Below are 11,569 nucleotides of genomic sequence, written 5' to 3'. Positions count from 1 at the left end.
CAACAGAGGAGTAAAAGACGTATTTGTGTTCTGCGTGGACGGCCTAACAGGATTTCCAGATGCGATAAAAGGGGTGTTCCCCAAATCGGACATTCAGCTGTGCATAGTTCATCTTGTTCGGAACAGTTTGAAATACGTATCGTACAAATTGCGGTTGTCAAAAATAAAGATACTGAATTGATGAGTGAAAAATCCCCATCATATTCCGGCGGGGACTCCATTTCACGAAAATACAGCCTGTATCATGAACATGTATATTACCGTCCCTGCCGTAATGCTCAGGAGGGTATTACGCTTCCACACGTGAAGAATCACAACCGCAATACACGCTACAGCTTCCGGGATTCCGTGCGCCCCTGTGAAAATCTCCGTCCCTCTCAGGCAGTACACCGAAAGCATAGCCATCACAGCAGGAGGAAGTACACGGCCAAGATACAGAATGAATCCCGGCCTCTTTTTCCCGAACGCCCAAAACGGCAGGAACCGCAGAAATGCCGTAACAGCCCCCGAAATTATCACGATATATCCCGCGTGAACATCAAACATCAATTTTCCCCCTAAGCGCAATAAGCATAACCGCAATAATTATCATGGCCGGAATCAGGAAATTCCCCGCCCCGAATATCACAAGGCATACAACGCTTGACACGAACCCGATAATCGCCGGAATATGATTCTCCGCGTCAAGCCATTGCTCCGTGCATATGCTCACGAATAACGCGGTCAGCACGAAATCTATCCCACGCGAGTCAAACGGAAGAATCTCCCCGATTAATGTGCCGATTACACCGCCCGTTAGCCAGTATGAATGATCCAGCAATGAGACCCAGAAGCAGTAATCCTCATCATCTGACTCACAGACAAGCGAATACGTTTCATCAGTCAGGGCGAAAATCATGTAGGCTTTCTTCAGGCCGTGAATGTTCCTGTACTTTTCCGACATCGTGAGGCCGTAGAATATATGCCTCGCGCCCATCATGAACGCCGTTATTGCCGTCTCAGCCAGCCCCGTCCCCGCAGCGAACATTTCCGCCGCGGCAAACTGCATTGTACCGGAGTAAATCATTATGCCCATGACTACAGCCCACAATACCCCGTAGCCTTTTGCGCTGAGGAGGATTCCGAATCCCATTCCCAGCACTATATAGCCGGCCATCACCGGGAGCGTGTCATGAAATGCCCGGCGTATCACACAAGCTCGCATGTCAGCTCCTCGCCTTTGAGGTTTACGCTGATTGTAGGGTTGCCTTCAGGAAGTTTCCCCGAAAGCATGAAGTCCGATAATTTATCCTCTAACATTGACTGTATCGCCCTGCGTAACGGACGCGCCCCGTATTTCGGTTTGTATCCCTTCTCCAGAATCTTGGCTTTTACATCATTGGCCACGCTGATTTTGACTCCCTTTGTGTCGAGCCTCAGCGACAAATCATCAAGCATAGTGTCAACAATCTTCAGAAGGTTATCACGCGACAGCGGACGGAAGACAGCCATCTCATCAATACGGTTGAGGAACTCAGGCCGGAATGTTCGGTTTGCTTCCTCAAGTATGATTGACTTTGTGCGCTCCCAGTCTCTTTCCGTCTGAGACTCCGCGCTCATCCCAAAGCCTAATGAGTTTCCCTTCTGCGCTTCTTTCGCTCCGACATTGCTTGTCATTATGATTACGGTGTTTCGGAAGTCTACCTTTCTGCCCTGGCCGTCTGTCAATTTCCCGTCATCAAGAACCTGAAGCAATATGTTGAAGATTTCCGGGTGAGCCTTCTCGATTTCGTCAAACAAAATCACGCTGTAAGGTTTTCTCCTGACCATCTCGGTCAATTTCCCGCCGGATTCATGGCCGACATAGCCGGGAGGCGCGCCGACAAGTTTCGAGACTTCATGACGCTCCATAAACTCGCTCATGTCAATACGAATCATAGCGTCATCACGCCCGAACAAAAACCGCGCAAGGCACCGGGCTAACTCGGTTTTTCCGACTCCAGTAGGACCCATGAAGAGAAATGACCCTATAGGCCGCCGGGGATCCCTGAGTCCTGTACGCGCTCTGCGAATCGCACGTGATACCGCGCTGACTGCCTCATCCTGTCCGATTAGCCGCCGGGAAATTTCTTCCTCCATTTTGAGAAGGCGAGTCGTTTCGGCCTCCGTCAATTGCTTCACTGGAATCCCAGTCTGTTCTGCCACAACTGCGGCGATGTCTTCCTCTGTGATTTGGTATTTCTCGCTGCGCTGAGTCCTGTGCCATTCCTGGCGGGCTGAGTCGAGTTCGTCCGATATTCTCCGCTCCTTGTCGCGCAAGTCTGTAGCAAGCTCGTACTGCTCCGACAATACGGCCTCTTCTTTCTGGTGCTGAACGTCTGCGAGTCTCCGCTCAATTTCCCTCACATATTCAGGAGGCTCAAGCCCAAGAAGCCGCGTTCTTGCTCCGGCCTCATCAATGAGATCTATACCCTTGTCCGGCAAAAATCTGTCCTGAATGTAGCGCGATGACAGTTTCGCCGCCGCGTTTATTGCGTCCTCAGTGTAGGTTACATGATGGTGATTCTCGTACCTGTCTTTGAGGCCCTGAAGGATTTTCACAGCGTCATCAACAGGAGGTTCGTCAACCTGCACAGGCTGGAATCTCCGCTCTAATGCCGCGTCTTTCTCCACGTATTTGCGGTACTCGTCCTGCGTAGTAGCCCCGATGAGCTGAAACGCCCCGCGAGATAGCTCAGGCTTGAGGATATTTGCCGCGTCCGTTGAGCCTTCAGCATTCCCCGCGCCGATTATTGTGTGTACCTCGTCAACAAAAAGAATAACATCCCCCTTGCTGTCGGTTAATTCCTTCACGATTCGGCGGAGTCTCTCTTCAAATTCTCCGCGATATTTCGTCCCGGCTACAAGCGTTCCCATATTGAGCTGTACGATTCTTTTCTCTCTCAAAGGCTCCGGGACTGTCCCTGAAGCTATCTGTCTTGCGAGTCCCTCAACTATTGCTGTTTTTCCGACTCCCGGGTCGCCGATGAGTACGGGATTGCTTTTCGTACGGCGGCACAAAACCTGCATGACGCGCTTTATTTCTTTCTCACGGCCTATAACGGGGTCAAGCTCGCCGTTTTTGGCGCGTTCGGTCAAATCTGTGCCGAGATGGTCAAGAGTCGGAGTCTTAACTTTGGCTTTCCTCTTGGATTTTGAGTCGACATTTGACGAGGCAATCTGCTTCCCGGCACCGTCAGCAAGAATTTCCGCAACCTGTTTCGATACTGTCGACGGAGTAAGGCCCATCACCCTGAACTGCTGAACCGCAAGCCCGGAGTCGTCAGCGAGAATCCCAAGCAGTATGTGTTCTGTGTCAACATAATTCACGCCCATTTTCCGCGCCTCAATCATGGCCAGCTCTAGCGCACGCTTCATTCTCTGACTCATGGGAAGGTCAACGGGCTTTGCGAGGATGTCATGAGATTTCCCGATAAGCTCGCGGATATGGTCAGCAAGATTTTCCGTATTCACCCCTAATTCTTCAAGTGCCTGGCAGGCTGTCCCGCCTCCCTCGCTGAGTAGCCCTATGAGCAGGTGCTCAGGCTCAACCATAGAATGACCCATATTTGACGCTTCCTGATGTGCTAACTGTATGACCCTTTTCGCCCTCTCCGTGTAGAACTGCCACATGTTATATTTGTCCTCCCTGTGCTTTCATGAGACCGCCCAGCATGTTTTTGAGAAGGTATGCAGTCTCTTGTGTGTCTTCGTCATGGCCGGAGTCGGTGATATATTTCAATGCCACCTCGATAATCAGACGCTCCCGCCCCGTAATCATTCCCCTGTCCTGCAATGTCGCCAATAATTTCCGCGCTCCCCTGTACGTTATCTCATTGCCTATAATTTCGTTGATGTGCCTGAGTTTTTCGCTTGTCTTCTCGCAGGTTATCCTGAAGATTTTTATGTAGCCATGCTCACCCCTCCTGCTCTCTGTCAGATAGCCCTGCTCCGGCGTGAACCTGCTGCGGAGAACGTAATTTATCTGACTCGGAACGCACTCAAACATTTCGGCAAGCTCTTTGCGCCTGAGACTGATAAAATTTTCGTCCTCGTCCTCAAGCAAGCCTAGTATGTATGTCTCTATGTCGTGTGATAAATTCTGCAACTGAATCACCTGCTTTGTGTCAATGGAATTTTTACGAGCCGCATTATATTTGATAGGTCAATCATAATCAACCGCGCAAATTGACTATTAGCCCTAATCACATAAAATTGTCGGCATAAAATTCAAGGGAGCGTGAAAAAATTTGACATCTGAATCATCATCGGGCATCCTAGAAATAAGGAAGTACCCTGATCCCGTGCTGAAGAAAATTTCAGAGCCTGTTACAGTTTTTGACGAGGGATTAGCGGACTTCGTTAAAGTTTTGTTCTCGTCAATGCGTGTTCATGACGGAGTCGGACTCGCCGCGCCTCAAGTCGGAGTCCTCAAGAAAATTGCCGTTGTCGAATATGACGGAAAAAGCTACGTGCTAATCAATCCCAGAGTCATAGATCAGAAAGGCATTCAGGAAGGTGAAGAAGGCTGTCTCAGTTTTCCGGGAATTTATGCCAACATCGTCCGGCCTCAGTGGGTGAAAATCGAGTCCAATGACCTTAACGGGGAGACAGTAACATTTGAGGGCGAGGGCTACACGGCGCGGGCATTCCTTCACGAAATGGATCACTTGTCGGGAAAACTTTTCATTGATTACCTGTCGAACCTAAAGCGCAACGCCATCAAGAAGAAGGCCGCCAAACATACCGGGGGGCATTTCTAGGTGAATATATGGTACACAGGCACGGGGCAATTTGCCTCGCTATGTCTTGAGGGACTCACGCGGAGGGGACTCACTTTCACCAGAATCATCACGGGAAATCCGACTCGTTCAGGCAGGAACAGCCGCGAAAATCCTTCCCCTGTCGAAATCACAGCGGGCAATCTCGGACTCACAGTAACAAGAACAGGGAAGCTCACCGAGAATCACGAATTAATTTCCGCGTTGGAGGCTGAGAATCCTGACATTATATTTGTGGTGGACTTTGGGCAGATTATACGCGAGCCGTTTTTGTCGCGCATGTGCCTGAACATTCACCCGTCATTATTGCCGGAATACCGCGGGGCGGCACCTGTTCAGCGGGCATTGCTTGACGGGAGGACTCATACGGGCGTTACGGTGTTCAGGCTGTCGGCGGGAATGGACGCAGGGAAAATTCTAGCTCAGTCAGAAATTGACATTGACCCGTCCGAGAATGCGTCAGACCTTTACACGAGGCTTGCTGAAATTGGGAGTGAGATTGCGTGCGAGGCTCTGAAAGGTGAGATGACATTTTCCCCGCAGGATGACTCGAAAGCGACATACGCCCCGAAATTAGAGAAGTCAGAATTTGCGCTGTCATTCACGGACTCGGCGTTGAAGTTCGTGAACACTGTCCGCGCTCTTGACATGTCCGGCGGTGCTTATGCTGTCATCGGCGGGAAGAGGGTCAAAATCTGGCGTGCCTGCGTGAGGCGTGATATTTCGGGGGAATGCGGCCATGTCGTGAAAACGGAGGGCAATCCCGTTGTGATGTGCGCTGATTTCGGCGTTGAATTGTGCGAGGTACAGAGCGAGGGAAAAAGGAAAATGACCGGGCGCGAATGGTCAGCAGGACTCCGGCTCAAATTGTGTAAAGTTTGAGGATATGCGCTATAATTACGGAAATTCACAGCAAACAGAAAAGGGCAGGTGTTCTTATGCCGCAGGGAAAAAAATCCAGCATTGAAGAAGTCTGCGTTAAAGAGAACCGAATCTTTGACGGGAAAATATTGAGCGTCCGCTGCGATGAGGTTCTGACACCTTCAGGGCATCACGCCTCGCGGGAAGTTGTCGAACACAAACCCGCCGTAGGAATGATAGCGTTCACCGACAGGAAAACAGTCCTTCTTGTGAGGCAGTACCGTTACGCCGTGCATGAGGAGACCCTCGAAATTTGCGCGGGACTCATTGAGCCGGGAGAGAATCCAGCCCAGGCCGCCGAACGCGAAATGCAAGAGGAGCTGAACGTCAAAGCCTCTGAGCTTCACCGAATAGGGGAGTTTTACGCCTCGCCGGGATTCTGCACGGAGATTTTCACGCTGTATCTTGCTGAGGGACTCGAACGGTCATCGCTTCCGCAGGATGAGGACGAAAATGTTTCAGTCAGTGAAGTGAAGCTGTCTGACGTGCCGAAAATGATACGTGAGGGAAAAATACGGGACTCGAAGACTTTTGCGGCTCTCTCGTGGCTCATGGCTAAGGAGGGGATTGCCCCTGAAGGATAACGCTTTCATGTCGCGCTAAAGGGTATCCGTTTTCATATCACAAAAAATTTCACTACAGGAGAGAAAAATTTTCATGTTAAACAATTTCAAGATCACGGGCAAGCTCACAATAGGATTCGGGATTGTCCTTGCGCTTTTCGGCGTTGCTGTCTTCTTCTCATGGACGAGCATTTCAGCAGTTCAGTCGGATGTTGCCTACCTTCAGAAGGTTGTTGACACTACAGTAACACTTGCAGTCAAGCTCACCAACCAGATAAGCTGGATACGGGCATGTGTCAGGGATTTGAAGTTCTCAGAAAGCGATGAAGACATAGACAGGCTACAGAATTTCTTGTCCGGGCTTCAGACGCTCATAGACAGCGGGAAGCAGATGTACGCGCAGGATTCCTCACTCGTAACTTTGTCTGAAAACCTTCCGGAAATGGAGCGGATTTTACGCAACGCCAACTCCACAGCAAACAAGGTATATCAGATGATTCGCACAAAGCGCACGGTCTCCAACACACTCAACAAGGAAATCGACAAGATGATAGACCTTCTTACGAGCGTTGTAGATATGCAGTACCAAGTAACACTCAGCCAGCTCAAGACAAATCTTGAAGGCACGAGCATGGAGACATACATCAACCGCATAAGGCAGGCCGAAGCTCTCACTACAGCGTTTGCAGTAACAGCGAGAAATTACGCGGTCGCACTCGACACAAGGGACGCAAAAATGATGAATGACATCGTGCAGCAGCTTGTGAACGGCGAGAACCAGTACAACAGATTCTACGAAAGCTCAACGATGAAGGAGATCAGAGACCTTATGACGGCCGGGCGCGGGACATTCACAACGCTGAAAAACGGCTTTAATGATGTTCTCAACTCCTTTACGCAGACTGAACCAATGTTCGCGACTTTGCTTGGTGACGGACTCAACCTCGTGAACATAACAAACAAGATAACGGACGCAGGCACAAGCAGAATAGTCAGCTTGTCGCAGGGCGTTAATGACTCGCTCGGAAGCACAATGACGCTTGTTATCTCACTGGCGGCTGTCGCTATCATATTGGGCATTGGTATCGCGCTGTATATCGCAAAATCAATCTCGACTCCTCTTGGGCGTGTTGTTGAACTCTGCAAGGAAGCCAGCAACGGAGAAATGGCAATTACCCGCGCTGATTTCCGCTACGAGGGCAAAGACGAACTCGGCAATCTGGGCGATGCTCTGTCGGAAATGTTCGCCTCACTCAGCACCGCAATCGGGGACATTCGCGGACTCGCAATTCAGAGCCACGAAACTTCAGCAAACATGAAGGAAGACGCGACAAAGAACACCGAGTATGCCAACAACGTGCGCTCCAATGTCGCCAATGTCGTCAAGCTCATGGAGGGCAACGCGTCATCGCTCCAGGAGTCCAATGCAGGAACAGAGGAAATGTCAGCCGCCTCAATGACAAGCGCACAGGCAGCGACAGACTGCGCCGAGTTCATCTCCAACATGACAACGGTAACAGGGAATGCGGTCGACACGGTTAAAGAGGCAATCGCAAACATCGTAATCCTCCAGAAGAAGACGAAAGAAAGCGGAGAAAAATTGCAGGAGCTTGTCGAAAACTCCAACAAGATTTCCGAGTTCATCGGCGAAATTACGTCAATAGCAGATCAGACTAACCTTCTTGCACTGAACGCCGCAATCGAGGCCGCAAGAGCAGGTGAGGCCGGAAGAGGATTCGCGGTTGTCGCCGAGTCAGTCAGAAAACTTGCTGAGGACTCAAGCCGCGCCGCTGAGAATGTCCGGGGGCTGATTGAGTCATTACAGCTCAGTGTGAGAGAGACAAAGACATCAAGCGATGAGACAGCAGTTTTGCTTGACGAGACGACCGAGAAAGCAAACGGGGCGCAGGATTCACTCGCCGAGGCAATCGGGCAGATCGACAAAGCGAATGACCGTATACAGAACATCGCCGCAGTCGCACAGGAGCAGGCCGCCTCAAGCCGTGAGATAGCCGCCGGAATCGACAACGTAACGAAGGCCACGACAGAAATTCTTGAGAACCTCGAAAGCATCAAGAATGACATGGACGAGACCGCATTAATCGCAGAGAGGGCCGCAACGGGAGCAGTTGATCAGACCGGTCTTGTTGAGAGCATTACGGAAGCCCTTTCACAGTTCCACATTGAGGATGAGGGAGCCACAAAGAAGAGCAGCTCATCACGCAAGGCACTTCCCGCGAAGGCAGCTGCGCCAGCCAAGAAGAAAGCGTAAACTTCAGGGACAGTTACAGCAGGTGAGGGAGAAATTTTCCCCCGCCTGTTTTTTTGTGTGTGTGAAGAGACAAAAAAGGCCGGGAATTATTCTCCCGGTCTCTTAATTCTCAGTCAGCGTCAATCACCTTTCGGCCTGTCGAGATACTCAAGCAGGAACGGACTCAGAATCTTTATGTACGTCCCCTTCATGCCAAGACTCCTGCTCTCAATCAATCCGGCACTCTCAAGTTTCCGCAGTGCGTTCACGATAACGCTTCTCGTTACCCCGACTCTGTCAGCGACTCTTGACGCAATCGCAACACCTTCCGGCCCGCGCAGTTCGGCTATGATATGCTTCATGCTCTCAAGCTCCGAATACGACAAAGCCCGCATAGCCATCTGCACACTAAGCCGGCTTCTTGCTGTCTCCTCCAAGACTTTGGCGCGCTCGTTGAGGATTTCAATTCCCGCCAGCATTCCGAGATATTCGGCAAGCAGTATGTCTTCAACATGGAACGGCGATTTTTCCCGCACAAGCATTATCGTTCCGAGCCTCTCAGCACCAGCCCCGATAACAGGGACATACATCAAATGCTTTTCGGGCTTCTCTCCCTCGTAATCATCATCGAACAATGGCGCGTCCTCGTCGTGAATCTCAGAGTCCCGGCAGCGGTTCATTCTCACGACAAACTCATCCGGCATTACTCCGTCACGGAAACTTTCCGACAGTGCTTTTGACGTGTAATCGGGCAGCCAGTGATAACCCAAGAGATGCCCGGACTTGTCGACAATATACACATTTGCGGTGGAAAACTCCGACAGCATTTCGGCGAGGTGATAATAATTCAGCGGCTCGCCCTCCCTTTTCGCCTGAAACGCACGGCCAACCCTGCGCGTTTTCTTCAGAAGCTCATTCAGCGCGTCAACCATTTCTGAATCACTCCTCCTACAGCAGGTAGCGGCGTATGTCGCGGTTTTCGACAAGGGACGAAAGTTTTTCCTTCACCATTTCGCCTGTGATTTCGATTTTCTCCTCGGCCATGTCTGAGACGCTGAAGCTGATTTCCTCTAGCAATTGCTCCATCATGGTATGAAGCCGGCGCGCTCCGATGTCTTCCATTTCGGAGTTCATTTTGTGGGCAAGTTTTGCGATTTCCTGAGTCGCCTCGTCCGTGAAAGTCAGCTCTGTGCCTTCTGTCGATATTAACGCCTCGTACTGTCGAATCAAACTGTTCTCCGGCTCAGTCAGTATCCGCTGTAAGTTCTCGATTGTCAGCGGCTCAAGCTCAACGCGAATCGGGAATCGCCCCTGCAATTCGGGGATAAGGTCTGACGGCTTCACCCCGCTGAAAGCTCCGGCGGCAATGAACAGTATATGATCCGTCCTCACGGGGCCGTAGCGTGTCTGAACCACAGAGCCTTCAACGATGGGCAGCAAGTCCCGCTGTACTCCCTCGCGGCTAACGTCCGGGCCGTGTGATGATCCTCCCTTCACGACAACTTTGTCGATCTCGTCAAGAAACACTATCCCATCTTCCTGCGCCAGGTCTAACGCTTCTTTTGACATGGCCTCGGTGTCAATGAGCTTCTCTGCTTCCTCCTGCTGAAGGATTCTGAGTGCCTCTTTCACCTTCATGCTGCGTTTTTTTGTCTTCTTGGGCATAATCCCGCCTAACATTTCGTTGATATTTATGCCCATGCCCATAATATCGACTCCGGGTGCGCCAAAGACTGAAATCGGCGATGTGCTGTCGTTGATTTCTATCTCTACTTCGCGGTCGTCAAGTTTTCCTTCCCTCATCATCTTGAGGAATCTTTTGCGGGTTCTCTCGTTCTTCTCCTGTTCGAGGGCGGCCTCTGAGGGGTCTTCTTCCTTGTTGCTGTTGTCGTCGTCATCTTTGCCGGAAAAAGCCTTCATGAAGTCGGGCATTGAGAATTTCCGCTCAGGCTTCGGGAGCATTGCGTCAAGAAGTCTCTGCTCTGCCTTCTCAAGCGCGGGCTTCTGCACTCCCTCAATCATTCGCTTGCGTACCATTGAGACCGCAAACTCTGTGAGATCGCGTATGATAGTCTCAACGTCCCTGCCTACGTAGCCGACTTCCGTGAATTTCGTGGCCTCTACTTTCACGAACGGAGCTTTTGACAGGGTAGCAAGCCTGCGGGCGATTTCAGTTTTCCCGACTCCCGTAGGCCCTACCATCAGAATATTCTTGGGCATAATCTCGTGAGCCATTTCGGGAGGAAGGGCGCGCCGCCTGATTCTGTTACGGAGAGCGATTGCTACGGAGCGTTTTGCTTTGTCCTGGCCGACTATGTAGCGGTTAAGGTGTTCGATGATTTTCGCCGGAGTTAATTCCGGATTGAGGGTCTTTTTCTCTGTTGTGATTTCTGTTGTCATTGTTATTCTAGTACCTCGACTATTATATGATTGTTCGTGTAAATGCAGATTTCTGACGCAAGCTCGATTGAACGCCGTGCGATTTCCTCCGGGCTTTTGTCGGTTGACTCGCAAAGCGCACGAGCCGCCGCAAGCGCATATCCTGAGCCGGAGCCGATAGAAGCCGCGTCCCCTTCAGGCTCTAAGACATCGCCAGCTCCGCTGAGGAGTAACGTTGTCTCAGTGTTCGCCGCAAGCATCATAGCTTCGAGTCTGCGTAATGCTTTGTCGAGCCGCCATTCTTTGACGAGCTTCACAGCCCCGCGCATGAGGTCGCCTTTCTCCTGCTCTAAGCAGTCCTCGAACTTCTCAAGCAGAGTCATAGCGTCAGCCGTTGAACCCGCGAACCCGGTCAGAATTTTTCCGTCAAGAAGTTTTCTGACCTTCCTCGCTCCTGACTTTATGACCTGTGAGCCTAGAGTTACTTGTCCGTCTCCCGCCATTGCGACTCTGTTTCCTCGTCTCACGCATACTATTGTTGTGCCGTTGAACAGGGTATATCATTCCTTCCGTGAAATTTTTATTGGGAGTGCTGACCGCATATTATCTCATTTGTATTTATTTTGTGAATATACAGGTTAAATGAAAAATTTATG

General features: G+C 50.8%; 11 protein-coding genes and 1 pseudogene. 5 read left to right on the top strand and 7 right to left on the bottom strand.

From position 1 onward, the window contains the following. Positions 1–142 (top strand): annotated as a pseudogene (locus IKQ95_02970) (transposase). An 80-nt stretch (positions 143–222) separates the two neighbouring features. Here IKQ95_02970 and IKQ95_02965 read toward each other — a convergent pair. From IKQ95_02965 to IKQ95_02950, 4 genes are read right to left on the bottom strand one after another with little or no spacing between them, the layout of a single operon-like run. Then, entirely contained in the window at positions 223–546 is a 324-nt protein-coding gene (locus IKQ95_02965) for an AzlD domain-containing protein (GenBank protein ID MBR4195656.1), read from the bottom strand. Beyond that, the gene (locus IKQ95_02960) at positions 539–1,204 is read right to left on the bottom strand and encodes an AzlC family ABC transporter permease (GenBank protein MBR4195655.1); all 666 of its coding nucleotides are present in this window, start codon (positions 1,202–1,204) and stop codon (positions 539–541) included. The genes IKQ95_02965 and IKQ95_02960 overlap by 8 nt, the downstream gene beginning before the upstream one ends. Further along, on the bottom strand, positions 1,189–3,651 hold the full coding sequence (locus IKQ95_02955; protein ID MBR4195654.1) for an ATP-dependent Clp protease ATP-binding subunit: 2,463 nt from the start codon (positions 3,649–3,651) through the stop codon (positions 1,189–1,191). The genes IKQ95_02960 and IKQ95_02955 overlap by 16 nt, the downstream gene beginning before the upstream one ends. Position 3,652: 1 nt before the next feature. Then, positions 3,653–4,126 (bottom strand): CtsR family transcriptional regulator, encoded by a 474-nt coding sequence (locus IKQ95_02950; GenBank protein MBR4195653.1) that lies wholly within the window; start codon positions 4,124–4,126, stop codon positions 3,653–3,655. Between the two features lie 142 nt (positions 4,127–4,268). Between IKQ95_02950 and def the strand changes: the two genes are divergently transcribed. The 4 genes from def to IKQ95_02930 all read left to right on the top strand — a co-directional run bounded on the left by def (position 4,269) and on the right by IKQ95_02930 (position 8,555). Further along, positions 4,269–4,781, top strand: a complete 513-nt coding sequence (def, locus tag IKQ95_02945; protein MBR4195652.1) for a peptide deformylase — start codon at positions 4,269–4,271, stop codon at positions 4,779–4,781. Further along, positions 4,782–5,681, top strand: coding sequence for a methionyl-tRNA formyltransferase (locus tag IKQ95_02940; GenBank protein ID MBR4195651.1), 900 nt, complete (start codon positions 4,782–4,784; stop codon positions 5,679–5,681). 56 nt (positions 5,682–5,737) lie between these two features. Beyond that, positions 5,738–6,304 (top strand): NUDIX hydrolase, encoded by a 567-nt coding sequence (locus tag IKQ95_02935; protein ID MBR4195650.1) that lies wholly within the window; start codon positions 5,738–5,740, stop codon positions 6,302–6,304. A gap of 73 nt (positions 6,305–6,377) precedes the next feature. Beyond that, positions 6,378–8,555, top strand: coding sequence for a HAMP domain-containing protein (locus tag IKQ95_02930; GenBank protein MBR4195649.1), 2,178 nt, complete (start codon positions 6,378–6,380; stop codon positions 8,553–8,555). 119 nt (positions 8,556–8,674) lie between these two features. Here IKQ95_02930 and codY read toward each other — a convergent pair whose 3' ends face one another. Genes codY through hslV form a run of 3 tightly spaced genes read right to left on the bottom strand, consistent with a single transcriptional unit; the run spans position 8,675 to position 11,467 of the window. After that, a complete protein-coding gene (gene codY / locus IKQ95_02925; protein ID MBR4195648.1) occupies positions 8,675–9,466 on the bottom strand; it encodes a GTP-sensing pleiotropic transcriptional regulator CodY in 792 nt (263 codons plus the stop codon). A 16-nt stretch (positions 9,467–9,482) separates the two neighbouring features. Beyond that, positions 9,483–10,934: an ATP-dependent protease ATPase subunit HslU gene (gene hslU / locus IKQ95_02920; GenBank protein MBR4195647.1), complete on the bottom strand. Its 1,452-nt coding sequence runs from the start codon at positions 10,932–10,934 to the stop codon at positions 9,483–9,485. A 2-nt stretch (positions 10,935–10,936) separates the two neighbouring features. Beyond that, on the bottom strand, positions 10,937–11,467 hold the full coding sequence (gene hslV / locus IKQ95_02915) for an ATP-dependent protease subunit HslV (GenBank protein ID MBR4195646.1): 531 nt from the start codon (positions 11,465–11,467) through the stop codon (positions 10,937–10,939). Between the last annotated feature and the right edge of the window lie 102 nt (positions 11,468–11,569).

The organism is Synergistaceae bacterium (genome assembly GCA_017540085.1).
GTDB lineage: Bacteria > Synergistota > Synergistia > Synergistales > Aminobacteriaceae > JAFUXM01.
Note: the sequence above shows the minus strand (reverse complement) of the source record. Positions and strands in the feature narration are given on the sequence as shown.

Excerpts from the sequence above, each read along its gene's own strand:
- IKQ95_02965 (MBR4195656.1), bottom strand. The coding sequence starts at position 546 with ATGTTTGATGTTCACGCGGGATATATCGTGATAATTTCGGGGGCTGTT.
- IKQ95_02960 (MBR4195655.1), bottom strand. The coding sequence starts at position 1,204 with ATGCGAGCTTGTGTGATACGCCGGGCATTTCATGACACGCTCCCGGTG.
- IKQ95_02955 (MBR4195654.1), bottom strand. The coding sequence starts at position 3,651 with ATGTGGCAGTTCTACACGGAGAGGGCGAAAAGGGTCATACAGTTAGCA.
- IKQ95_02935 (MBR4195650.1), top strand. The coding sequence starts at position 5,738 with ATGCCGCAGGGAAAAAAATCCAGCATTGAAGAAGTCTGCGTTAAAGAG.
- IKQ95_02930 (MBR4195649.1), top strand. The coding sequence starts at position 6,378 with ATGTTAAACAATTTCAAGATCACGGGCAAGCTCACAATAGGATTCGGG.
- codY (MBR4195648.1), bottom strand. The coding sequence starts at position 9,466 with ATGGTTGACGCGCTGAATGAGCTTCTGAAGAAAACGCGCAGGGTTGGC.
- hslU (MBR4195647.1), bottom strand. The coding sequence starts at position 10,934 with ATGACAACAGAAATCACAACAGAGAAAAAGACCCTCAATCCGGAATTA.